Origin of the sequence: Thauera chlorobenzoica (assembly GCF_001922305.1) — a bacterium.
GTDB classification, from domain to species: Bacteria; Pseudomonadota; Gammaproteobacteria; order Burkholderiales; family Rhodocyclaceae; genus Thauera; species Thauera chlorobenzoica.
On the sequence record NZ_CP018839.1, the window covers coordinates 2,147,096 to 2,168,051 of the forward strand.

A 20,956-nucleotide genomic window follows, 5' to 3' on the forward strand; every position below is an offset into this window, starting at 1 on the left:
CCCGTGAGGTGCTGCAGAAAACAAAAGACCCGATGGCCATGCAGGCTCAGCGGGTCTCGTGTAGCCGCTTTAGCTGCATTTATTACGCGCCCGCAAGCTGAGAACTCAAATCGGCGCAAGGTTCCATTACAGCTGAGGCGTGCCGGAGGTGTCAAGCGGCACGGCTCGTCTCCCGGGCGTGGTGCAAAAGGGCTCTCAGGGCGCCTTTGCGCTCAAATGCTAGAGTGATAACTTTCCCTGAAGTCATAGAACCCGGAGACCGTATGGCTCGAGAACCGAACGACTACGCGCTGCGCCGCATCCACGCGGATCGCATCGTGAAACGGCAGATCGACGAGCTGGTCGGGCTCGCCAAGGGGGCGCTGCTGGACGGGAAGGTGGAGCAGCACGAGGCCGACGGGATCCTCGCGTGGTTGCACGGGAACGTGGAATGTCTCGATAGCTGGCCTGCAAGCGTGCTCTACGACCGCCTGAGCGCAATGCTCGCTGATGGTGTGCTCGATCCGGACGAGGCGGGAGAGCTGCTCGGGCTGCTGATGCAGATCGCAGCGCCCGCCGGCGTGGGGGCAGCGCCGGCGCCCAGCACCTTGCCGCTGACCGCGCCAGCGCCGGAGATCCTCTACCCAGGCCGCAGCTTCTGTTTCACCGGTGTCTTCGAGTTCGGGTCACGGGCGGACTGCCATGAGGTAGTGCTCTCGCGTGGTGGCGAGCCGGCCAAGGGCGTCACCAAGAGGCTGAACTATCTGGTGATCGGCTCAGTGGGCTCCGACTTCTGGCGACATTCGAGCTTCGGCACGAAGATCGTGAAGGCGGCGCAGTACTGTGAAGACGGCGTCGGAATCGCGATTGTGTCCGAGGCACATTGGGTCGCGCGCCTGGGGTGAGGACGCAGCGGCCGGCGGGCGTGTTCGCCTGAGGATCCATCGGCGTGTTATCCCCGGCGGTCGTGGGAAAGGCTGTGGATAACCCGTGGAGCGAGGCGGTAAGTGGATGAGCGGAAAGGGTGAGGGCGATCGTGCTCGAAAAGAAAGCGGTGCCGTCGATGCTGCACCCTCTTATCCTCACCTTCGACCAGCGCGGCACGCCGCGACTTCTGCCTTTAGCTCGGCGATCTCGCTCATCAGCCGCATGATCGTCGCTTCCTGACGTTCAACGATCTGCGCCAGTGCGTTCGTCTCGGTTGTGCCCGCCGGTCGCGCACCAGACGCGCCTCCACTGCCTGCAAACCGCTGGGGCTGCGTGGTCGGCGAAGGCGCCAGGCGCTGCGCCGGAGCGGCATTCATGGCCGGCGGCGGTGGGGAGTAGCCGGCACGGTGGCAGTGATAATCGCCGGTCTTCCTGTTCATGTGGCAACCCTTCGCGTCGAGTCCACCACCGTGGCCGTACCCAAGCCCGGGCATGGCGACGGACAGCAGCAGTAGCACCTTGAGTGATCCCCTCATCTTCTGCCCCTCCTGGCTGTCGGGCTGGTGACCTGCGCGGCTATGGATGCTCGAAAGTGCCCAACGTGTGACGCGTCACCAGAGCTGCCGATTGCATAAGATGATAGATTACAGGCGCCTAACATAACGTCCTATTCATGGCGCTTCGATTCCGCAAATCCGTCAAGCTCGCACCCGGCATCCGAATGAACTTCTCGGGCGGCGGTGTGAGCTGGTCCCTCGGTCCGCGTGGTGCCTCAATCGGCATCGGGAAGCGCGGGACCTACCTGAACGCAGGCATTCCCGGCACGGGCCTGTCGTTCCGAGAACGGCTCGGCCCTGGCGCTACAGGCGGTAGGCGGGCCCCGACGGCGACGTCGAGCTCGGGCAAGGTCTCGATGAGTGTCACCGTTGGCGTTGAAGACGACGGCACTATGATTTTCAAGGACGAGGCCGGGAGCCCACTCTCAAGCGAGCTCGTCGCGGTCGCGAAACGCCAGCAGGGCGATTCCCTTCGCAGCTTGATGCAGTCGAAGTGCGACGAGATCAATGGGCAGATCGACGCACTGCGCACGCTCCATCACTTCGCCCCTCGGCCGACCGATCACCCGGTGTATCAGCCGTCTCCGTTCGACGGTCCCCGCCCATCGCAGCCGCAGCGAAAGACGCCGGGCTTCCTGAAGACGCTCTTCGGCGGCGCCGACTCGGTCGAGAAGGAGAATGTCCGCGCGGAGGAAGCGTACCGAGCGGCGCTGCAGGAATGGGAGCATGCGAAGGAAGGGCACGAGAACGCTGAGCGGCGGAAGTCGATCCTGATGAGCCAGGCCGCAGCCGGGAAGGTCACGTTCATGGAGATCTTCCTCGAGCAGGCCTTGCAGGACATCGTGTGGCCGCGCGAGACGCTCGTGTCGTTCGAGATTCAGGACGGTGGCGCGCGCCTGGTGTTCGACGTCGATCTTCCGGAGATCGAGGACATGCCGACGAAGGTAGCTGCCGTGCCGCAGCGTGGTTACAAGCTCTCGGTGAAGGAACTGAGCCAGACGAAGGTTCAGCAGCTCTACGCCAACCACGTGCACTCGATCACTTTCCGGCTGATCGCCGAGGCCTTCGCGCTGCTGCCCACTCTCTCCGAGCTGATCCTTTCCGGCTTCACGCAGCGGGCGGACCCGGGTACCGGTCACGAGGCCGACCAGTACCTGCTATCCGTCCGTGTGCGCCGGGAGGAGTGGGCGCAGATCAACTTCGACGCGCTTGAATCCGTCGATGTCGTTGAGGCGCTGGGCCGTTTCGAGCTACGACGGTCGATGACGAAAACCGGGGTTTTCAAGGTGGTTGAGCCGATCTGAAGGGCTATTCCGCAGGCCCTCTCGAAACCCCTGCTGGCGTCCTGTATCGTGGTTCGCCCTAGCGGTCACTGTGAGCAGAGCAAACATGGAAAGGGCGGCCATGATGCCGCCCTCATATCGTAGATTTAATCTGTAAGGCTTAAGGGAAGAGTCTGGTTGTGTTCATGACATTTACGACACGCCCAGCGTGATTCATCGTTGGGACTGACTCGGGCGCCCGGCCGCTACTGCCGAACACGTTCACAGGCGGTATGTCGTATTCCCGCCGGCGAATCAAACCAGCAGCGATAAGCTGTTCGAACTGCTGTAGAGAGCCCCTCGGCTCGGCAAACCTTTCTCGGTCTTTGCGAATCATCTCAGCAACTTGTTCGGTCAGATTCATGACAGGCTCCTCATCCATTTACGCCCCTGCAGTCAACGAAAAGACGCCAGTTTTGCCTCTGAACGTAGTCGACGATCAGATCGTGGTAACTATTGACTAGCGTCCTTAGTTCCCGGTCGTCCGTAAAATCCTCGATATCCAACCTTAGCTGGCGCCTCAAGGTTTCGATACCGATCATTCGTCCGTGCGAGTGCCACTTGCCATTATCGCCAAGCTGGCGAGCAATTTCTTCTGCACGATTCTGCTTTTCTTCGAGAGTGACTTCCTGCCCCTTGCGGCTCGAGCACGATCGATGATGCGTCCAAGTTTTGAACTTGTAGGCTACCAACCATTGCTTCAGCAGTGAGACTGAGAGGTCGCGCGCTTGTTCGTAGCGACGCAAGACTGCAAGGTCGTGGCTCTGCGCAATCGCGAATTCAACCCCCGTAAGTTGATTCTTACTAGACTTGTCGACGAATTCTGCGAACTTGTCGAGATACCCTAACGCGGGAACCCAGGTCCCATCTTTGGACTGTACTTGAGGATCAATGGGGCCAAGCGCGGACGAGTAGTCCATGAAAATCTTCTCTCCAGACATGCAGAAGATGGTCCCTGCTGACATGGCGAGGTTCGGAACCAGGAAATACACTTCCTGATACCAGCGGCGAATCATCTCAACCATCCGCTCAACGGCTTCAACTTGGCCGCCAGGCGTGTTCAAGACGATCAGCAGTCTCTCCTTTCGCCCGATCTCTCCGAGTCGTTCAAGGTTTCCCCGAAACCAAGGGAGCCATTCTGTTGCGATCTCGCCGTAGTAAGCCAGAACGTCTGCGTCGAAATGCTCTTCAAGGCGCTGTCTGCTGAGTCGCAAAGACTGGCCCACGGCGTCATCGAGAAGGCCCATAACTGTTTAGGCGGGTTGAAGTGAGTGGAATTCTGCCACATCGGACTCCACAGCAGGGCACTACACGACGACGTCCCTCACAAACTTGTAGCCCGACGCTATGGGGGGCGTCAAGGTACTACCGGTCCGAGGGGCGAGAGCGTCAACCCCGCCGCCCACGCCAGTCCCACGGTGCTATGGGGTTTCGATCCGCCCACAGCCCGCGTTCGCTGCTGCGCGCCTCGTCCTGCAGGCGATACAGCGTCTTGTCCGTGGCGTAGCGGTCATACACCCACGCCATGCCGCGGCGCACCTGGGCGGCGTTCGCATCCACGCCTGCGCAGGACACGCGGCCCACGATGCGCTTGTAGCGGTCGACGTCGATCACTCGCACCTCGGCGCGCTTCTCGTGGCACAGCTCGCCGAGGGACTGCCGTGATCGAGCTCCGAAGGCTTGGCGCTTCTCGGGAGCATCGATTTCCGCCAGCCGGACCTTCACCTGTTGGAAGTCCTCGTTAAGCACGGTGAGTGTGTCGCCGTCGGCGATGGCCACCACGAGGCCGACGATGAGCGCTGCGGCTCCTGCCACTACTTGGCCTCGCCTTGGGCGGCCTTGGCCTTGTTCTTCGGGTTCCCGAACGCGCGCAGCTCGTCGAAGATCGCCGCGGCCTTGGCATCGGTACCGAAGGCGATGTTCAGCAGCACCTGGACGGGGTCGGGGATCTCGCGGCCGGACTCGTAACGGCTGCCGCCGCTCTGAGTGGTCTGGAAGGGGGCCCAGAACTCGGACTGGTTGAGGTGCAGCTTTCGACGCAGTTCGCGGACCTCGGCGCCGGTGTAGATTTTGAGCTTCATGGTGGGCATTCGATGTTCCAAAGGCATATTCTAGCGCGGCCAGTTCCAGTGCTTCAGCCCGTCGTCGCCGACTACCTGATCGAGGGGCGTGACCTCCCACTCCTGCAGCACGGCGCCGCCGCGGTACTCCTCGAACCCACGAATGAGCATGCCGCCGACGCCTGGTTGAACGGCGACCACGCGCGCGTCGTGGAGCACGTATCCCGGGCCGGTGTTCGCCAGTGGCTGATGCAGCTCGAACTTGCGGCCCGTCGACTGCAGGTCGCCGACAGCCTGGTGCTCGGGCCGTCCGGTCTCGTGGTCGGGAATGCGGCGACCGCCTTGGCGTAGGCGGCGGATGCGAACGAACATGTGTGGCACGTCGGATGCTGTACGAAAATACAGTTTAGCCGGGCTTGTTCGAGCGGTGTAGGGTGTCGCTACAACGTACTGACCGGAGACTGTGATGTGCGGTCGCTATGCCCTGTATGGCCCTCAATCTCGCCTGCGAGAACAGTTTGGCGTCGAGCCTGCGAACCTCGAGGAACGCTACAACATCGCACCGTCGCAGGACGCGCCGATCGTGCGCTGCGGTGCCGACGGAGAGCGCGAGCTGATCTCCGCACGCTGGGGCTTGCTACCGTCCTGGGTGAAGGAGCCTGGAAAGCTCGCCCAGCCCATCAACGCGAAGGTCGAGACCGCGGGCGAGAAGCCGATGTTCAGGCACGCGTTCAAGCGGTCGCGCGTGCTCGTACCGGCGTCGGGGTTCTACGAGTGGGTGCCAGTCGCTGGGTACAAGCAGCCGTTCTTCATCCGGCCCGTCGGCGGTGAGGAACTGTTCGGCTTCGGCGGTCTCCTCGAGCACTGGGATGGCCCGGAGGGGCAGATCCTCACGTTCGCGATTCTGACAACTGCGGCGAACGATCTGATGCGGCCGATCCACGATCGGATGCCGGTCATCATTCGTCCCGAGGACTACGCTGCCTGGCTGGATCACGGTGTCATGGATGGGCTCTTGGTGCGTGAACTCGCCGGCGAGTATCCATCCGACGAGATGGAGGCCTATCCGGTTGGGCGAGCGGTGGGGAATCCGCGGGCGCAGGGCGAGCGGTTGGTTGCGCCCCTCTAGTTTGCTTGAGGAGGTTCGAGACGCAGACCGCCAGAGAATACTCGGGGCGGTGGAGGGGGATTCGTGAGGTGGTTAAGCGAGGGGCAGGGCCGGTGCGGGAATTCGTCGCCGAGTGGCCAGGCAGAGGCTGAATAGCGAAACGCCCAACAGTGCGATGGTGTTGGGTTCGGGCACGGTCCCGAGGGTCACATCTTCTGCGCGGACCCCAGCGCCGAGGAAGGCATTCAGGAAAAGCGGCTTCTGAAAACCGAGGTGAACAGCGGAGTCGTAGCTCCGCCCTTCGAATGGCGAGGTGTCTGTCGGGATCGCGGCACTGTCGAGCATGGTGCCGGTTGGATCGATTACCGCCAGCGAGAAGGTGCCGAACGCATACTCACCGACGGTGGGCGCATCGATCTGAGACTCAGCGGTCGTGGCGACAATGAACCGATCGCCAAGGAAAACACCGTCGGCGATCCAGTCGTTCAGGATGGTGATGTAGAACCCTGTGGCTCTGGCGGTGTAGTCGCCGACGGTCAGGGTAAGCGTGGCCCCGGCCTCTGGATAGATTGCCCGCATCCCCGGGGCGTCGCTTGGCGCACTCAGCGCGGTCGGATCGAAGGTGAAGGTACCCCGGATCGTGTCTCCGACGGCGGCAATTCCGGCGAGGGGCGGAGTTACGTCTGAAACCGTGCTGGAGAACGAGAAGGTGATCGGGAGCGCGTGGGCCGCGGCCGACAGCAAGAAAAGCGCCGCGCCCAGTGTGATGGATCTCCGACAGCTCATCGCCATTCCCCGATCTCTGCCACCGTGCCCAAGCACCTCGCCGGATGTGGGGCAGGATGTAGGGTAGAAAGAAAAAGTGCGCCGGAAGGCGCGTCTGTACTGGGTATTTGGCGGAGAGGGGGGAAATCGAACTCGTGCTGTCTCAGTTGGTTTCAATGGCGAGGGTTGAGTCCAATATTTTCAAGGGTTGTACGCCGCTTGATCGAGGGCAGAGCACCAACGAAGAGCCGGACCAGGTGTCCGGCTTTCTTATGTGCGCAGCGCAGGGTTTGCAGCGAAGTACGCATCGAGTCGCACTGCCACATCACGATCACACCAAGGTTCCGCCAAGGTCGAAACGGTAAGGTTTCGGTAAGGATGGCCCCGCCAGCGCGAACCATAACGATAAAGGTGATTTGCGCTCACTTTCACAGCAGAACGAGGCACGAAGAGCGAAAAAAGACGCCCACCTGATCGAGAAAACGTCGTAGACTTGTCGCCGGACACACGCGTCCAGCGAAAACGAAGCCCCGCCACCGAAAGGTCGCGGGGCTTCGTCGTTCACCCCCTCAGTCCCGGAGCCACCCATGAACAGAAAAACGATTGCGACCGCCACAGCACCGACCGACAGCGCCCCTGCCTGGCCGCTGATCATGCTCTCGCCCAATGATGACGCCGCGTACAACAGCGAGATGGCCGCGCTGCTCGAGGAGCGGATCCTCGGCCACCTCTGGAGTCACGGCGAGGCGAGCACGCTGCACGGCTTCTCTCGTGCCGCGCTGCAGGAGTTGGCGAACGAGGTGGCGAGCTTCGCCACCGGCCAGAACGGCTTCGACCTGACCGGCCCGTCGGCTGGCATCCTCGATGCACTCGAAGCGCGCACCGCCACCGCACCCGCCCCGTCGCGCCCGACACCGAGCTGACGCTCCAGCACTACTGCCTCGACCTGCTCGAGCGCTCCCTGCTGCGCGCCCGCCGCCGCCTCGACCCGGTCGAGATCGGTTCCATCACGAACGCCATCCGCGCCCACAAGCTGCGCGTGGTGAAGCTCCGGCAGCAGATGGTTGAATTCGAGGGCGCACCGCCGCACCTGAACCCGACCATCGCCCAGCGCACCACGGCCGCCACCTCGAAGGCCTGCTGCGCATCGTCGTGGAAGACCCGACCGAGGCGACCATCCGCCATGCTGCGCACCGGCTGACCGCGAGCTACGAGAACGCACTCCTCAGTGGCGTCGATGCCGCCGAGGAGTGGGCGCCGCTTGCTGAATTTGAAACCCACGAAGCCATCAGGAGGGCAAGACGTTGAAGTCGATCAATCAGGTACTGGCCACCCCTTACTTCTCGCTGTGGGCTGCCGCGCTGCAGCTCTTGTTCGAGGATGCGCTCGAGTACGCCCGCCGAAGCGACGACCGCGCCGGCGAACGCTCGGCCGCCTATCTCGACCTGCTGCGCGCGGGGCCGATGACCCGGCGCCTGTGCCGCCCGGTCGGGCTGGATCCGCGCGACGTGTTGGCCATCTTCCGCCGCCGCCTGCGCGAGGAGGTGCCCCAGCTCGCGGAGGCCGCATAAATGGGCGGGCGCACCATCGGTATCGTGCTCACCCGCGAGGTGTGCGAGATAGACCCCGTGGAGCGCTACCCCGACCAGTGGCGCCGGCACATGCGGGCGTGGAAGGCCGAGGACCACCTTGGCTATCCATCGCGCTCGGTCGCCTTCCGATCGGGTGGCAGCCGCGGAGAAGTCGCCTTCGAGGATATGTGTGAGGGGGTCGACAACCTGGCCGGCTACGCGATGGAGGCGATTGTCGATGACCTCGAGCCGATGGAGCGTGCGGCTTTGAGCTCGTACTACCTTGGCACGCGGTTTCCCGGGCGCGACCTTCACCCGTTCCTCGTCCGGGCGAAGCAGAAGATCCGCCGCAAACTGCCATCGCGCGGTCTGGTGTGACTTGAACCCCGCCGAGGTTCGCGTACCCTGATCTGGTGTGTGGTCCTGGACGTCCACACCTGCCCCCCCTGGCTCCGGGGCGCCCCGAAAAGCCCCACGCCGTTTCCAGAAAAGCCGGCGTGGGGCTTTTCCCTTTGGCAGGCGGACAGGCGGGGGTGCCCTTGACGATCGGGGGGTGTGTTTTTATTCGTTCCCCAGTCGTTCCCCGTTCCCCAGAAAGCAAAACGCCAACCCCGAAGGATTGGCGTAAGTGCTTGATGTAACTGGTGGGCCCCCTGGGAGTCGAACCCAGCACCAACGGATTATGAGTCCGCTGCTCTAACCAGGCATGAGCTAGAGGCCCGTAATTGCATTTCCTGGAACAGCCCGGGAGTGGGCCATCTCAGGAATTTTTCCGACCCATGCGCCTCGGGTAGTGGCGTGGACGTCGTTGAAACATGGCAGTCCGGCTTTTACTCGTCGCCTCGAGCACAGGGATTGCGAGTCCCCAGCGCTAAACGCCGCTGCGCGCCCGGCGGACGATGCGACCGGGCGCGGATGCGGCGTGTTTACGCGTCGCTGTCGAGGAAGCTGCGCAATTTTTCCGAGCGGCTCGGGTGGCGCAGCTTGCGCAGGGCCTTGGCTTCGATCTGACGGATGCGCTCGCGGGTAACGTCGAACTGCTTGCCGACTTCTTCCAGGGTGTGGTCGGTGTTCATCTCGATGCCGAAGCGCATGCGCAGCACTTTTGCCTCGCGTGCGGTGAGCGAGTCGAGCACTTCGCCGGTGGCGTCGCGCAGGCTGGAGTACATTGCCGCCTCGGCCGGAGCCAGGGTGGCGGTGTCCTCGATGAAGTCACCCAGGTGGGAGTCGTCGTCGTCGCCGATCGGCGTCTCCATGGAGATCGGTTCCTTGGAGATCTTCATGATCTTGCGGATCTTCTCCTCGGGCATCTCCATTTTCTCGGCCAGGGTCGCGGGGTCGGGCTCGAGGCCGGTTTCCTGCAGGATCTGGCGGCTGATGCGGTTCATCTTGTTGATCGTCTCGATCATGTGCACCGGGATGCGGATGGTGCGCGCCTGGTCGGCGATCGAGCGCGTGATCGCCTGGCGGATCCACCACGTGGCATAGGTCGAGAACTTGTAGCCGCGGCGGTATTCGAATTTATCCACCGCCTTCATCAGGCCGATGTTGCCTTCCTGGATCAGGTCGAGGAACTGCAGGCCGCGGTTGGTGTACTTCTTCGCGATCGAGATCACCAGGCGCAGGTTGGCTTCGGTCATTTCGCGCTTGGCGCGGCGCATCTTGGCTTCGCCGGTGGACATCTGGCGGTTGATGTCCTTGAGTTCCTTGAGCGGGATGCCGATGCGGTCCTGCAGGTCGATGAGCTTTTGCTGCTCTTCGAGCACCGCGGGGTGAATGCGCATCAGGCCTTCGGCGTAGTTCTTGCCGGCGGCGATCTCGTCCTTGAGCCAGTCGAGCTTGGTTTCCTGCCCGGGGAAAATCTTGATGAAGTGCTGGCGCGGCATGCCGGCGCGGTCGACGCACAGCTGCAGGATCTGGCGCTCGTGCGCGCGCACCTGCTCCACCATGTGGCGTACCGAGTCGCACAGACGCTCGATGGCTTTGGCGGTGAAGCGGATGTTCAGCAACTCGTCGGAAATCTGTTGCTGCAGGGCGAGGTAGACGATGTCCTGGGAGCCTTTCTTCTCCAGCGCTGCCATCTTTTCGACGTAGAGCGCGCGGATCACTTCGAAGCGGGCCAGGGCGTCGTTCTTGAGCTGCAGCAGGGATGCGGCATTGGCGCTCTCGGCGCTGCTCTCGTCATCGTCGTCGCTGTCGTCGTCGCTGTCGCTGCTGTCGTCGTCGGTGCCGATGGCGGCGCTGCCGGCGTCGTCGTCGCTGTCATCCTCGGCGGCTTCCTCGCCGTTGGCGTTGGGGTCGATGAGGCCGTCGATGAGCTCGTCGATCTTCGCCTCGTCGCGGGCGATGCGGTCGACGATCTGGAGCATTTCGGCAATCGTCGTCGGGCATGCGGAGATGGCCTGCACCATGTGCTTGAGGCCGTCCTCGATGCGCTTGGCGATCTCGATCTCGCCTTCGCGGGTGAGCAGTTCGACCGTGCCCATCTCGCGCATGTACATGCGTACCGGGTCGGTGGTGCGACCGAATTCGGAGTCGACCGAGGACAGCGCCTGTTCGGCTTCCTCTTCGGCGACGTCTTCGTCGACGTTGGCCGCGACGCTGTCGGACATCAGCAGGTCTTCGGCCGCAGGGGCCTCGTCGTAGACCTGGATGCCCATGTTGTTGAAGGTGGCGATGATGCCTTCGATTTGTTCCGCGTCGGCAACATCGTCGGGCAGGTGGTCGCTGATCTCGGCATAGGTCAGGTAGCCGCGCTCCTTGCCGAGCGTGATCAGGGTTTTCAGACGGGTGCGTCGCACCTCGGCGTCGAGTGGCGCGACGACGGGGTTTTCGACGACCTGGGCGACCTTGTCCTTCGCTTTGGATGAGCGGCTCTTGCTGGCGCCGTCCTTGCGCGGATCCTTGGCTTTTTCGCGTGCCATGGCACTCCTCAGGTGAGGGTGTAAGAAAATGGAGAAACCCGAAATTGTACTATAGATCGGGGGTGTTTCCGCCGCTCGACAGCTTCCGTTTCTCGAGCAGGAGTTCTGCAAGGCGGTGCCGTGCGGCACTGTCGAGACCGGTTTCGCGGTCTTTTTGCAGCAGTGCATCGATCTCGGCTGTCAGACTGTCGGCACTGAGCTTGCGTAAGGTGTCTTCAAAAATGAGCTCGATCACCCCTTCGTCGAATTCGGTCTCGACGAGTTCCGCGGCGACTTTCGACAGCGTGTCGTAGTGCGGGGTGTCGCGGAAATGTTCGATGAGTGCGCCCAGGCCGCCGGCGGGAAGCGGTTCGCCGAGGCTGAGCATGTCGATGATGGCGATCAGGGCGCAGCCTTCGGCGCCGTGATCGGGGATCAGGTCCACCGGCAGGCGGGCGGCCCAGGTGGGGTGCTGGAGGATCAGGCGCAGCAGGGTGCCGATGGTGGAGGGGGGCTTGCGCCGGCCGAATGAGCGAAGCCGGTTCGGCGCCGTTCGGCGTGGCGCACTGGCGGAACTGCGCGGGGAAGGGGCGTCGGGTGGCGGCGGGGCGGGAGGTGTTTCATCCCGGTTGCGCCGGTGCGCGGTGCGCGTGGCGATAGCGCCGAACGCCTCTTCCACTTCTGTCTGGGTGAGGCCGCTTTTTTCCGCGACCGATTTCACCACCTGCAGGCGCAGTAGCGGCGCCGCGATGCGGGTGACGAGGGGGGCAGCCTCGTGCACGAAGGCGGCGCGCCCTTCGGCGCTCTCCAGCGGGTGGCGTCCTGCCAGTTCCTGGATCAGGAAGCTCGCCAGCGGGGTGGCGGCAGTGGCTGCCTGGCGGAAGGCGTCGGCGCCGTGGGCGCGCACGAAGGAGTCGGGGTCGTGCTCGGCGGGCAGGAACAGGAACGCCAGCGTGGCATCGTCGCGCAGGGATTCGAGCGCGTTCTCCAGTGCCCGCCAGGCGGCGCGGCGCCCGGCGGTGTCGCCGTCGAAGCAGAATACGATGCGGTCGACGTGTCGCAGCAGGGTGTGGATGTGCTGCGCCGTGGTGGCGGTGCCGAGGGTGGCGACGGCGTTTTCGATGCCGTACTGGGCGAGGGCGACGACATCCATGTAGCCTTCCACCACCACCGCAAAGCCGCTGTCGCGAATCGCTTTTTGTGCCAGGAAGAAACCGTAGAGTTCGCGCCCTTTTTCGAACAGCGGGGTCTCGGGCGAGTTCAGGTATTTTGGCTCGCCGCCGTCGATCACGCGCCCGCCGAAGGCGATGATGCGGCCGCGGCGATCGTGGATCGGAAAGATGATGCGGTTGCGGAAGCGGTCGTAGCGCCGGCCCTGGTCGTTGTCGATGACCAGTCCGGCCTCGGCGAGGGTTTTTGCCGGGTAGTCGGGAAAAACGCGCTGCAGCGCCTGCCACTCGTCAGGCGCATGGCCGAGGCCGAAGCGTGCGGCGATCTCGCCTGACAGGCCGCGGCGCTTCAGGTAGGCGATGGCAGGGGGGGCGTGCTTGAGCTGCTCGCGGTAAAAGCGCGCGGCGCTGGCCATGGCCGCGTACAGGCGCTCGCTGCCGTCGTCCTGTGGCCTGGCGCCGCGGCCGTCGTCCGGGACCTGCAGGCCGGCCTGGCCGGCGAGCTCCTTAACCGCGTCGATGAAGCCGAGGCCGCTGTATTCCATCAGGAAGCCGATCGCGCTGCCGTGTACGCCGCAGCCGAAGCAGTGATAGAACTGCTTCGAGGGGCTGACCGAGAACGAGGCGGATTTCTCGCCGTGAAAGGGGCAGCAGGCGAAGTAGTTCGCGCCGCTCTTTTTCAGCGGCAGATGGCGTTCGATGACATCGACGATGTCGATGCGCGACAGCAGTTCCTGAACGAAGGACTGGGGGATCATTGAGCGCGCAGCCGGGGCCGCGGATGGAGGGGGCTAGGGCGGGAGGCGACGGCCATGCCGGAGGCGAACACAGAAAAGCATCACGCCGGGCGAGGGTCTGAAAACCTTCGGCCGGCGTGCAAGGCAGCCCGCAGTGCGGGTGCGAGGAGAATCAGTACAGCTTCGGCGGGAGCATCTGGCTGCGCAGGCGCTTGTGGTTGCGCTTGACGGCAGCGGCCAGCTTGCGCTTGCGTTCGGCAGTGGGCTTTTCATAGAACTCGCGCGAGCGCAGCTCGGTCAGCACACCGGTCTTCTCGATGGTGCGCTTGAAGCGGCGGATCGCAACCTCGAACGGCTCGTTTTCCTTGACGCGGATACCGGGCATTGCGGACTTCCTTGGGTGTCTGGTGGGCAGAAAGACCGCAAATATAAACGAGACCGGGTGATATGGCAAGAGCCGCGGCGACCGCAGCGGGCTGGCCTGCGGTTAGAATGCGGCACCGAATCAAGCAGGTTCACCCCATGAAAGTTCTCGGCATCGAAACCTCCTGCGACGAAACCGGGGTGGCGATTTATGACACCGGAGCAGGGCTGCTCGCGCACAAGCTGCATTCGCAGATCGACCTCCATGCGGTGTATGGCGGCGTGGTGCCGGAGCTTGCTTCGCGGGACCACATCCGCCACCTGCCGGTGCTGGTCAAGCAGACGCTGGCTGAAGCCGGGATGGATGTCGACCAGATCGACGCTGTCGCCTATACCGCGGGGCCGGGGCTGGCGGGGGCGCTGCTGGTCGGTGCGAGCGTGGCCGAGTCCTTCGCGCTGGCGCGCGGCATTCCGGTGTTGCCGGTCCACCACCTCGAAGGTCACCTGCTGTCGCCGCTGCTCGCTGCCGATCCGCCTGCCTTTCCCTTCGTCGCCCTGCTGGTCTCGGGGGGGCATACCCAGCTGATGCGAGTGCGCGGGGTGGGGGACTACGCGCTGCTGGGCGAGTCGGTCGACGATGCCGCCGGCGAGGCGTTCGACAAGACGGCCAAGCTGCTCGGTCTCGGCTACCCCGGCGGGCCGCAGCTGGCGAAGCTGGCCGAGCAGGGGCGGCCGGGGCGGTTCCGCCTGCCGCGGCCGATGCTGCATTCGGGCGATCTCGATTTCAGCTTCAGCGGGCTGAAGACGGCCGTGCTCAACGTGGTGTCGGCGCCGGACTGGCAGTCTGGGCAGGCTGCAGACCTGGCGGCCGAATTCCAGCAGGCGGTGGTTGAGGTGCTGTGCGCGAAGGCGCTCGCCGCGCTGAAAAAGGTGGGGCTGAAAACGCTGGTGGTGGCCGGTGGCGTGGGTGCCAACCGTTGTTTGCGCGAGACTCTGGATGCGGCGCTGGCACGGCGCGGCGGGCGGGTGCATTACCCCGAGCCGGCCTTGTGCACCGATAACGGGGCGATGATCGCGTTCGCTGGCGCGCTGCGTTTTGCCGCGGGCGAGCGCGGGGCGCAGATCGCGACGGTGAGCATTCGCCCCCGCTGGCCGCTCGCCGAGTTGCGCCCGCCGCGGCCTCCGGCCGCCTGAAGGGACGTGCGGCACGCGGCACGCGCCCCGCTGCCGGGGGGAATGGGCCCCGTCCTGGTTGGGCCTGCCCCGCTCGCGGGCCGGGTCCTAGCCTTTGCCGCCGCCGATCTTGCCTTCGGTGCCCGCGCGCAGGCGGACGATGTTCGCCTTGTGCCGCCAGATCAGCACGGCCGCCATCGCCGCCAGGGCCGCTACCGCCGGTTGCGGGCCGAGAAAGAGCAGGCCGGCGAGGGGCGCCGCCACCGCCGCCGAGAGCGCCGCCACCGACGAGTAGCGTGAGGTGTAGGCGATCATCAGCCAGATCACCGCACAGAAGATCGCAATCCGGCCATCCACCCCGGCCAGCACGCCCAGCGCCGTGGCGACGCCCTTGCCGCCGTTGAAGCGCAGGAACACGGTGAAGACGTGGCCGAGAAATGCGGCAAGACCGGCGAGGGCCGCCTGGCCGATGTCGAATCCGAGCTCTCCGGCCGCCCATACGGCCAGCCAGCCTTTCAGGCTGTCGCCCAGCAGTGTCAATGCTGCCGCGGCCTTGTTGCCGCTGCGCAGCACATTGGTCGCGCCCGGGTTACCGGAGCCGTAGCGGCGCGGGTCCTGCAGGCCGAACAGCTTGCTGGTGACGATGGCAAAGGGGATCGAGCCGAGCAGGTATGCGGCAAGGAGAAGAAGTAGCAGCGACATCATGGCTCCAGCGCCCGGCAGTTCGGGGCGGGTCGAAAGATTGTGAGGTGCGCGTGCGGCGCGCGTGCAGGGTCAGGGCTGCCCGGTGCGTGAAGCATTGTGGTGGAGCCGGGCAGGCACGTTAGAATCGCAGCGATTCTAAACGGGAAGCAGCATGGATTTCATCTTCATCGAGGAATTGCGCGTCAAGGCCTGGGTCGGCATTTACGAACGCGAAAAGACCGGGCCGCAGACCGTCGAGCTCAATCTGACCTTCGGCGTCCCCGATTCGGCGGCGGAGCATGACGACATCGGCGACACCATCGATTATGCAGAGGTCGCGGCGCGCATCCGGCGCGAGCTCGGCGAGCGCCATTTCAATCTCATCGAGAGTCTCGGTGAATATGTCGTTCGAATGTTATTCGAAGAATTCGGCGCTCCCTGGGTCAAGCTCAAGGTGGCCAAGATCGGGGTAATGAAGGATGTGCGCCGGGTCGGGGTGTATATCCAGCGCAGCCGGGCGGGCGTGGTCGTGCCGCCGACGGCATGAAAAGCCGCGCTCCGGAGTCAGTCCGGAGCGCGGCCAACGGCAGGTGTCGCGCTGTGGTTTTCTGCCCGCTGGCGCGCGCCTCAGGCGGCGAGTTCTTCCAGCGACTTGCCTTGGGCGATCCAGTCCAGCGCCCATTGCGGTTTGCGCCCGCGGCCGCTCCAGCCCTGATCCGGGTTGGCCGGGTTGCGATATTTGACCACGCTTGCCGGTTTCGTCTTCTTTCCGGGGGCGCGACGGGCGCGTTTGGCGGCAGGTTTGGCTTCGGCAACCGGTGCCGTGGCTTCGAGCAGATCGTCCAGCGTCAGCCCTTCGTCAGCCGCCATTTTCTGCATGCGCTTGAGCAGGGTGCGGCGGGTAGTGTCGCTGCGGCGGCGGATTTCATTTTCGATTCGGGCCTGCAGGCGACGCAGTTCGGGCAAGGTGTAACTGGATAGATCCATGATTTCTCCGTTGAGGCAATTGATGAAACCGATTATGCCGGTATCAGGGATGCATCCCGGCATTCGATTTGTCGTGATTTTGCCATTGCTTCAATGGAATTGAAAATGCATTTTCGCTGAAAAGGACACATGTTGCCCCGATTCTGTGTCTGAAAAGCGGAATTCAACGATTCGCCTTCCGTTCAATTGGCCGCTTGAATTAGTTTTGGCTGCAGGGCGCGCAACAGGTCGTGAGGGTGGATGCCGACCAGAAAGCCGCGGCGCCCGCCGTTGATGTAGATCAGCGGCAGATCGAGAATGGTGCGCTCCATATATAGAGGCATCTGCTTGCGGGTGCCGAAGGGCGAGGTGCCGCCGACCAGATAGCCGGTGTGGCGATTGGCCGTTTCCGGCTTGCACGGCTCGACGTGCTTGCATGGAATCTGGCGGGCGAGTTCCTTGGTCGATACCTTGCAGTCGCCGTGCATCAGCACGATCAGCGGCTGTGCCTTTTCGTCCTCCATGACCAGCGTCTTGATCACGGCATGCTCGCTGACATTGAGTTCGCGCGACGAAACGGCGGTTCCGCCGTGTTCTTCGTAATCGTACAAATGACTGGAAAAGGCGATCCCCCGCTGGCGCAAAAAACGCGTGGCCGGCGTTTCGGGAGGATGGGTTTCGCGTTTGCTCATGGTTCCTGCCAGGACGATGAAATTCCACTGGCGCCCGTATCCGGGCAAATGCCCCGGGGCCGGTATGGGTAATCAGCCGCGTGGATGATGTGCGGCATGCAGTTGCTTGAGGCGCTCGCGCGCAACATGGGTATAGACCTGCGTGGTCGAAATGTCCGCGTGCCCCAGCAGTAATTGCACTACGCGCAAATCGGCGCCGTGGTTCAATAAATGAGTAGCGAAGGCATGGCGCAGCGTATGGGGGGAAATGCATTCGCGCGCGATGCCTGCGCTCATGGCGTAGTGTTTGATGATGCGCCAGAACATCTGCCTTGTCATGCCGCGCCCCAGGCGGGTGACGAACACTTCGTCGCAGCTGCGCCCCGCCAGCAGGACAGGGCGGGCCTGGGCGGTATAGCGCAACAGCCAGTCGGCGGCGATTTCTCCGAGCGGAACCAGGCGTTCCTTGCTGCCCTTGCCCATCACCCGCAGCACGCCTTCGTTGAGCCCGACCGCGAACACCTTCAGCCCGACCAGTTCGGAAACGCGCAGGCCCGTGGCGTAGAGCACTTCCACCATGCAGCGGTCGCGCAGGCCTTGCGGCGTATCGATATCGGGCGCGCCCAGCAGGGCTTCGACCTGGATTTCGCTGAGGGTTTTGGGGAAGCGTTCGGCGGCCATCGGCGAATCCAGCAGCAGGGTCGGATCGTCGCCGATCTCGCCGTTCCCCAGCAGCATGCGGTAATAGCGCCGCCAGGCCGCGAGCAGGCGGCGCTGGCTGGCCGGTCTGGCGCTGCGGCTGAATTCGGCCAGATAGCCGGCCAGCGCGCCGGCATCGGCCGTGGGCAGGAGCCGGCCGCGCTCTTCCAGCCAGGCGGCGAAGCGGGCCAGGTCGCTGCGGTAACCGGCCAGGGTGTTCGGTGCCAGGCCGTGCTCGAGCCACAGCGTGTCGGCGAAGCGGTCGAGCTCGCTGCGGTGCGCTGGCTGCAGTCCCGATTCGCGCGATGGCGGGCGGTCACCGGCGGTCGCCGGGCGGCGTTTCGGTGCCGCCGGCTTTCCCGGCGTGCGTCGGCTACCGGGGTGCTGGATCGGCGCAGGGCCGGAGGTGCTCACTGCGCGCTTTCGTGCCTCAGCAACCAGCGCTTGACCTGCAGCAACCAGCCGTCGCGGGCGTTGGCGAAGCCGCCGGGGCCGCTCGCTGCGGTGACGCGGTGACAGGGAACGATCAGCGGAAAGGGGTTCGCCCCGCAGGCCTGGCCAACCGCCCGTGCGGCGCTGCCGAGGCGGGTGGCGAGTTCGCCGTAGGTGGCGGTGCGGCCGGGCGGGATCGCGCTGATCTGTGCCCAGACCCGCTGCTGGAACGGGGTGCCGCAGCGGGCCAGGGGAACTGGGAAGGGAAGGTCCGGGGCCTCGATCCAGACTCGCAGCCCGTGCGCCGCCGCACCCGCGGTATCGTTGCGCGGCGCCAGCAGTGGCGTGCCAGGCGGCAGGAACACCAGCTCGTTTACCGTCCCCTGCCCGGCACGAATGCCGAAGGGGCCGAACGGCAGGGCGATCACGGCATCGAAACCGTCATCGCAAGGAGGGTGGGTGTTCGTCATCGGAGCAGCCGTGGAACGCGCTCAGCGGCGGATTTCGCCGTTGCCGAACACGATCCACTTCTGGCTGGTCAAGCCTTCCAGCCCGACCGGACCGCGGGCGTGGATCTTGTCGGTGGAAATGCCGATCTCGGCGCCCAGGCCGTATTCGAAGCCGTCGGCGAAGCGGGTCGAGGCATTGACCATCACCGAGGACGAATCGACTTCGCGCAGGAAGCGCATCGCGTGGGTGTAGTTCTCGGTGACGATCGCCTCGGTGTGGCCGGAGCTGTAGGCATTGACGTGCGCGATCGCTTCGTCGATGTCGGCGACGACCTTCACCGCGATGATCGGGGCAAGGTATTCCTCGCGCCAGTCGGCCTCGGTGGCAGCGACCAGCCTGCCGGCCTCCACTCCGGCTTCGCGCAACAGCGCGAGCGATTCGGCGCAGCCGCGCATCTCCACCCCCTTGGCGGCGAGCATATGACCGATCGCGGGAAGGTAGAGGTCGGCGACGTCGCGCGCCACCAGCAGCGATTCGGCGGTGTTGCAGGTGCCGTAGCGCTGGGTCTTGGCGTTGTCGACGATCGGCACGACCTTGGCGGGGTCGGCCTCATCGTCGATATAGACGTGGCAGTTGCCATCCAGGTGCTTGATCACCGGCACCCGGGCGTCCTTGGAGATGCGTTCGATCAGGCCCTTGCCGCCGCGCGGGACGATGACGTCCACGAACTCGGGCATCGTGATCAGTTCGCCGACCGCGGCGCGGTCGGTGGTCTCGACCACCTGCACCGCGTGCTCGGGCAGGCCGGCGGCAACCAGTCCGGCACGCACGCAGGCGGCAATCGCGCGGTTGGCTTGGATCGCCTCCTTGCCGCCGCGCAGGATCGCGGCGTTGCCCGACTTCAGGCACAGCGCCGCGGCGTCGGCGGTGACGTTGGGGCGGGCTTCGTAGATGATCCCGATCACGCCCAGCGGCACCCGCATCTTGCCCACCTGGATGCCGGAGGGGCGGCGCTTGACGTCGGTGATCTCGCCCACCGGGTCGGGTAGGGCGGCGATCTGTTCGAGCCCCGCGGCCATCGCCTCGATGCCTTTTTCGTTCAGGGTCAGGCGGTCGATGAGCGCCGCTTCGAGGCCGCTGGCACGGGCCTCGTCGAGGTCCCGGGCGTTGGCCGCGAGGAGCTCGCTGCGGCGGGCGCGGATTTCGCCCGCCATGGCGAGGAGGGCCGCGTTCTTGTCCCCGGTGGTCGCAGCGGCGAGCCGGCGCGAGGCGGCGCGGGCCTGGCGGCCCAGGGTGTGCATGTAGTCGTGGATGTCCATCTCGGTGTCTTTCGGCTTCAAGGTGCGCAGGGCAAGCGTCAATTAGAACATCGAACGCCGGTTTCGTGCAGTCGCCGGTGCGCGGTCAGCGGCGTCGGGCCAGCCGCAGGCTGAGCTGGAGGAATTCGTCCCAGATATCGCCGGGGGCAAGGCCCTTGATGACGCGGTCGATGCGCGCGGCGTGCATCAGCGCGGCGCGCAGGCCGCCCTGGGTGAGGCGCGCCAGGGCGCGGCCGACGGCCTGCTGGCGGCGCGGTTCGAAGATCCGCTCGGCCTTGAACAGCGCCGGCAGCGGCTGGCCGGCGTCCTGGCCGGCGCGTAGCGCGGCGAGGGTGCGGGCTTCGTTGGCCAGCGCCCACAGCACCAGCGGGGGGGCCGCACCTTCCCCGCGCAGGCCCTCGAGCAGGCGGGCGCAGCGCACCGGATCCCCTTCGACCACGGCCTGGCGCAGCTTGTCGATGTCGTAGCGGGCGACGTTGAGCACCGCGTCCTGCACCTGTTCCAGGCTCAGCGCGCCTTCCGGGTGGAGTAGGCCGAGCTTGAGGATCTCCTGGTGGGCGGCGAGCAGATTGCCTTCGACGTGTTCGGCGATGAAGGCCAGCGCCTCCGGAGTGGCGGATTGCTTCTGCAGGGCGAGGCGCTGGCCGATCCATTGAGGCAGGCGCTCGCGCTCGGGGGCGTTGAGCTCGATGCAGGTCGCAGCTTCGGATACGGCCTTGAACCAGCCCGTCTTGCGCGTCTGCCAGTCGATTTCGGGCAGGCTCAGCAGGGTCAGGGTCTGCGCCGGCAGGGCGGCGACGTAGCGCTGCAGGGCTTCGCCGCCGTCGCGCCCCGGCTTGCCGGTGGGAATGCGCAGGTCGATCAGCTTGGCGTCGCCGAACAGCGACAGATTGCCCGCGGCCAGCGCCAGCGCATCCCATTTGAAGCCCTGGCCGACGACCAGGGTCTCGCGTTCCGCGTAACCCTGCCGCCGCGCCGCGGCACGGATCGCATCGGCCGCCTCGAGCACGAGCAGCGGCTCGTTGCCATGCACCATCCACAGCGCCGCCAGCGGCCGTTCGAGCTGGGCAGCGAGCTGGTCGGGACGCAGATTCACGTGAA

Annotated in this window: 26 protein-coding genes and 1 tRNA gene; 9 read left to right on the plus strand and 18 right to left on the minus strand. The window is 64.9% G+C overall.

The features are described from left to right. Nucleotides 1–263: 263 nt before the first annotated feature. The gene (locus Tchl_RS09960; protein WP_075148263.1) at nt 264–884 is read left to right on the plus strand and encodes a BRCT domain-containing protein; all 621 of its coding nucleotides are present in this window, start codon (nt 264–266) and stop codon (nt 882–884) included. Nucleotides 885–1,061: 177 nt separating this feature from the next. On the opposite strand, the gene Tchl_RS17975 is transcribed toward Tchl_RS09960, so the two are convergent. Next, on the minus strand, nt 1,062–1,442 hold the full coding sequence (locus Tchl_RS17975) for a YHYH domain-containing protein (protein ID WP_075148264.1): 381 nt from the start codon (nt 1,440–1,442) through the stop codon (nt 1,062–1,064). 137 nt (nt 1,443–1,579) lie between these two features. Between Tchl_RS17975 and Tchl_RS09970 the strand changes: the two genes are divergently transcribed. After that, nucleotides 1,580–2,767 carry a DUF4236 domain-containing protein gene (locus tag Tchl_RS09970; protein WP_075148265.1) on the plus strand — a complete coding sequence of 396 codons (1,188 nt, stop codon included), beginning with the start codon at nt 1,580–1,582 and terminating at the stop codon, nt 2,765–2,767. Nucleotides 2,768–2,906: 139 nt separating this feature from the next. Here Tchl_RS09970 and Tchl_RS17760 read toward each other — a convergent pair whose 3' ends face one another. The 5 genes from Tchl_RS17760 to Tchl_RS09990 form a co-directional block, all read right to left on the minus strand. Next, nucleotides 2,907–3,149, minus strand: a complete 243-nt coding sequence (locus Tchl_RS17760) for a hypothetical protein (protein ID WP_146060729.1) — start codon at nt 3,147–3,149, stop codon at nt 2,907–2,909. A 10-nt stretch (nt 3,150–3,159) separates the two neighbouring features. Further along, nucleotides 3,160–4,032, minus strand: coding sequence for an SDH family Clp fold serine proteinase (locus tag Tchl_RS09975; RefSeq protein WP_075148266.1), 873 nt, complete (start codon nt 4,030–4,032; stop codon nt 3,160–3,162). A 142-nt stretch (nt 4,033–4,174) separates the two neighbouring features. Further along, nucleotides 4,175–4,600: a thermonuclease family protein gene (locus Tchl_RS09980; protein ID WP_075148267.1), complete on the minus strand. Its 426-nt coding sequence runs from the start codon at nt 4,598–4,600 to the stop codon at nt 4,175–4,177. Then, the gene (locus Tchl_RS09985) at nt 4,600–4,866 is read right to left on the minus strand and encodes a helix-turn-helix domain-containing protein (RefSeq protein WP_083945213.1); all 267 of its coding nucleotides are present in this window, start codon (nt 4,864–4,866) and stop codon (nt 4,600–4,602) included. The genes Tchl_RS09980 and Tchl_RS09985 overlap by 1 nt, the downstream gene beginning before the upstream one ends. A gap of 30 nt (nt 4,867–4,896) precedes the next feature. Further along, nucleotides 4,897–5,217, minus strand: a complete 321-nt coding sequence (locus Tchl_RS09990; RefSeq protein ID WP_075148269.1) for a hypothetical protein — start codon at nt 5,215–5,217, stop codon at nt 4,897–4,899. Nucleotides 5,218–5,311: 94 nt separating this feature from the next. Here Tchl_RS09990 and Tchl_RS09995 point away from each other — a divergent pair, with 94 nt between their 5' ends. Then, nucleotides 5,312–5,974 carry an SOS response-associated peptidase gene (locus Tchl_RS09995; protein WP_075148270.1) on the plus strand — a complete coding sequence of 221 codons (663 nt, stop codon included), beginning with the start codon at nt 5,312–5,314 and terminating at the stop codon, nt 5,972–5,974. A gap of 72 nt (nt 5,975–6,046) precedes the next feature. Here Tchl_RS09995 and Tchl_RS10000 read toward each other — a convergent pair whose 3' ends face one another. Continuing rightward, nucleotides 6,047–6,745, minus strand: a complete 699-nt coding sequence (locus Tchl_RS10000; RefSeq protein WP_075148271.1) for a PEP-CTERM sorting domain-containing protein — start codon at nt 6,743–6,745, stop codon at nt 6,047–6,049. A gap of 560 nt (nt 6,746–7,305) precedes the next feature. Between Tchl_RS10000 and Tchl_RS10005 the strand changes: the two genes are divergently transcribed. The 4 genes from Tchl_RS10005 to Tchl_RS10020 all read left to right on the plus strand — a co-directional run bounded on the left by Tchl_RS10005 (nt 7,306) and on the right by Tchl_RS10020 (nt 8,667). Next, nucleotides 7,306–7,641 (plus strand): hypothetical protein, encoded by a 336-nt coding sequence (locus tag Tchl_RS10005; RefSeq protein WP_075148272.1) that lies wholly within the window; start codon nt 7,306–7,308, stop codon nt 7,639–7,641. A gap of 229 nt (nt 7,642–7,870) precedes the next feature. Then, nucleotides 7,871–8,026, plus strand: a complete 156-nt coding sequence (locus Tchl_RS17765; protein WP_157110115.1) for a hypothetical protein — start codon at nt 7,871–7,873, stop codon at nt 8,024–8,026. Further along, complete coding sequence (locus Tchl_RS10015; protein ID WP_075148274.1) at nt 8,023–8,289, plus strand: hypothetical protein; 267 nt, start codon at nt 8,023–8,025, stop codon at nt 8,287–8,289. The genes Tchl_RS17765 and Tchl_RS10015 overlap by 4 nt, the downstream gene beginning before the upstream one ends. Next, a complete protein-coding gene (locus Tchl_RS10020) occupies nt 8,290–8,667 on the plus strand; it encodes a hypothetical protein (RefSeq protein WP_075148275.1) in 378 nt (125 codons plus the stop codon). A 264-nt stretch (nt 8,668–8,931) separates the two neighbouring features. On the opposite strand, the gene Tchl_RS10025 is transcribed toward Tchl_RS10020, so the two are convergent. From Tchl_RS10025 to rpsU, 4 genes are all read right to left on the minus strand, one after another. Next, a tRNA-Ile gene (locus Tchl_RS10025) sits at nt 8,932–9,010 on the minus strand. Between the two features lie 205 nt (nt 9,011–9,215). Further along, entirely contained in the window at nt 9,216–11,213 is a 1,998-nt protein-coding gene (gene rpoD, locus Tchl_RS10030) for an RNA polymerase sigma factor RpoD (protein WP_075148276.1), read from the minus strand. Between the two features lie 49 nt (nt 11,214–11,262). After that, entirely contained in the window at nt 11,263–13,119 is a 1,857-nt protein-coding gene (gene dnaG / locus Tchl_RS10035; RefSeq protein WP_075148277.1) for a DNA primase, read from the minus strand. 151 nt (nt 13,120–13,270) lie between these two features. Next, nucleotides 13,271–13,483 (minus strand): 30S ribosomal protein S21, encoded by a 213-nt coding sequence (gene rpsU, locus Tchl_RS10040; RefSeq protein WP_004260978.1) that lies wholly within the window; start codon nt 13,481–13,483, stop codon nt 13,271–13,273. 137 nt (nt 13,484–13,620) lie between these two features. Between rpsU and tsaD the strand changes: the two genes are divergently transcribed. Next, a complete protein-coding gene (tsaD, locus tag Tchl_RS10045) occupies nt 13,621–14,655 on the plus strand; it encodes a tRNA (adenosine(37)-N6)-threonylcarbamoyltransferase complex transferase subunit TsaD (RefSeq protein ID WP_075148278.1) in 1,035 nt (344 codons plus the stop codon). Nucleotides 14,656–14,742: 87 nt separating this feature from the next. On the opposite strand, the gene plsY is transcribed toward tsaD, so the two are convergent. Further along, a complete protein-coding gene (plsY, locus tag Tchl_RS10050) occupies nt 14,743–15,336 on the minus strand; it encodes a glycerol-3-phosphate 1-O-acyltransferase PlsY (protein WP_198159029.1) in 594 nt (197 codons plus the stop codon). 154 nt (nt 15,337–15,490) lie between these two features. On the opposite strand from plsY, the gene Tchl_RS10055 reads away from it, so the two are divergent. After that, nucleotides 15,491–15,865: a dihydroneopterin aldolase gene (locus Tchl_RS10055; protein WP_075148280.1), complete on the plus strand. Its 375-nt coding sequence runs from the start codon at nt 15,491–15,493 to the stop codon at nt 15,863–15,865. An 80-nt stretch (nt 15,866–15,945) separates the two neighbouring features. Here Tchl_RS10055 and Tchl_RS10060 read toward each other — a convergent pair whose 3' ends face one another. From Tchl_RS10060 to holA, 6 genes are all read right to left on the minus strand, one after another. Beyond that, nucleotides 15,946–16,305 (minus strand): H-NS histone family protein, encoded by a 360-nt coding sequence (locus tag Tchl_RS10060; RefSeq protein ID WP_075148281.1) that lies wholly within the window; start codon nt 16,303–16,305, stop codon nt 15,946–15,948. Nucleotides 16,306–16,487: 182 nt separating this feature from the next. Further along, entirely contained in the window at nt 16,488–16,976 is a 489-nt protein-coding gene (ybaK, locus tag Tchl_RS10065; RefSeq protein ID WP_075148282.1) for a Cys-tRNA(Pro) deacylase, read from the minus strand. Nucleotides 16,977–17,048: 72 nt separating this feature from the next. Then, nucleotides 17,049–17,945, minus strand: coding sequence for a site-specific tyrosine recombinase XerD (xerD, locus tag Tchl_RS10070; RefSeq protein WP_075149682.1), 897 nt, complete (start codon nt 17,943–17,945; stop codon nt 17,049–17,051). 119 nt (nt 17,946–18,064) lie between these two features. Further along, a complete protein-coding gene (locus tag Tchl_RS10075) occupies nt 18,065–18,556 on the minus strand; it encodes a methylated-DNA--[protein]-cysteine S-methyltransferase (protein WP_075148283.1) in 492 nt (163 codons plus the stop codon). A gap of 21 nt (nt 18,557–18,577) precedes the next feature. Then, a complete protein-coding gene (locus Tchl_RS10080) occupies nt 18,578–19,855 on the minus strand; it encodes a glutamate-5-semialdehyde dehydrogenase (RefSeq protein WP_075149683.1) in 1,278 nt (425 codons plus the stop codon). 85 nt (nt 19,856–19,940) lie between these two features. Beyond that, nucleotides 19,941–20,951, minus strand: a complete 1,011-nt coding sequence (gene holA / locus Tchl_RS10085; RefSeq protein WP_075148284.1) for a DNA polymerase III subunit delta — start codon at nt 20,949–20,951, stop codon at nt 19,941–19,943. Nucleotides 20,952–20,956 lie beyond the last annotated feature (5 nt).

Excerpts from the sequence above, each read along its gene's own strand:
- Tchl_RS09960 (WP_075148263.1), top strand. The coding sequence starts at position 264 with ATGGCTCGAGAACCGAACGACTACGCGCTGCGCCGCATCCACGCGGAT.
- Tchl_RS17975 (WP_075148264.1), bottom strand. The coding sequence starts at position 1,442 with ATGAGGGGATCACTCAAGGTGCTACTGCTGCTGTCCGTCGCCATGCCC.
- Tchl_RS09970 (WP_075148265.1), top strand. The coding sequence starts at position 1,580 with ATGGCGCTTCGATTCCGCAAATCCGTCAAGCTCGCACCCGGCATCCGA.
- Tchl_RS17760 (WP_146060729.1), bottom strand. The coding sequence starts at position 3,149 with ATGAATCTGACCGAACAAGTTGCTGAGATGATTCGCAAAGACCGAGAA.
- Tchl_RS09975 (WP_075148266.1), bottom strand. The coding sequence starts at position 4,032 with ATGGGCCTTCTCGATGACGCCGTGGGCCAGTCTTTGCGACTCAGCAGA.
- Tchl_RS09985 (WP_083945213.1), bottom strand. The coding sequence starts at position 4,866 with ATGAAGCTCAAAATCTACACCGGCGCCGAGGTCCGCGAACTGCGTCGA.
- Tchl_RS09990 (WP_075148269.1), bottom strand. The coding sequence starts at position 5,217 with ATGTTCGTTCGCATCCGCCGCCTACGCCAAGGCGGTCGCCGCATTCCC.
- Tchl_RS09995 (WP_075148270.1), top strand. The coding sequence starts at position 5,312 with ATGTGCGGTCGCTATGCCCTGTATGGCCCTCAATCTCGCCTGCGAGAA.
- Tchl_RS10000 (WP_075148271.1), bottom strand. The coding sequence starts at position 6,745 with ATGGCGATGAGCTGTCGGAGATCCATCACACTGGGCGCGGCGCTTTTC.
- Tchl_RS10005 (WP_075148272.1), top strand. The coding sequence starts at position 7,306 with ATGAACAGAAAAACGATTGCGACCGCCACAGCACCGACCGACAGCGCC.
- Tchl_RS10020 (WP_075148275.1), top strand. The coding sequence starts at position 8,290 with ATGGGCGGGCGCACCATCGGTATCGTGCTCACCCGCGAGGTGTGCGAG.
- rpoD (WP_075148276.1), bottom strand. The coding sequence starts at position 11,213 with ATGGCACGCGAAAAAGCCAAGGATCCGCGCAAGGACGGCGCCAGCAAG.
- dnaG (WP_075148277.1), bottom strand. The coding sequence starts at position 13,119 with ATGATCCCCCAGTCCTTCGTTCAGGAACTGCTGTCGCGCATCGACATC.
- rpsU (WP_004260978.1), bottom strand. The coding sequence starts at position 13,483 with ATGCCCGGTATCCGCGTCAAGGAAAACGAGCCGTTCGAGGTTGCGATC.
- tsaD (WP_075148278.1), top strand. The coding sequence starts at position 13,621 with ATGAAAGTTCTCGGCATCGAAACCTCCTGCGACGAAACCGGGGTGGCG.
- plsY (WP_198159029.1), bottom strand. The coding sequence starts at position 15,336 with ATGTCGCTGCTACTTCTTCTCCTTGCCGCATACCTGCTCGGCTCGATC.
- Tchl_RS10055 (WP_075148280.1), top strand. The coding sequence starts at position 15,491 with ATGGATTTCATCTTCATCGAGGAATTGCGCGTCAAGGCCTGGGTCGGC.
- Tchl_RS10060 (WP_075148281.1), bottom strand. The coding sequence starts at position 16,305 with ATGGATCTATCCAGTTACACCTTGCCCGAACTGCGTCGCCTGCAGGCC.
- ybaK (WP_075148282.1), bottom strand. The coding sequence starts at position 16,976 with ATGAGCAAACGCGAAACCCATCCTCCCGAAACGCCGGCCACGCGTTTT.
- Tchl_RS10075 (WP_075148283.1), bottom strand. The coding sequence starts at position 18,556 with ATGACGAACACCCACCCTCCTTGCGATGACGGTTTCGATGCCGTGATC.
- Tchl_RS10080 (WP_075149683.1), bottom strand. The coding sequence starts at position 19,855 with ATGGACATCCACGACTACATGCACACCCTGGGCCGCCAGGCCCGCGCC.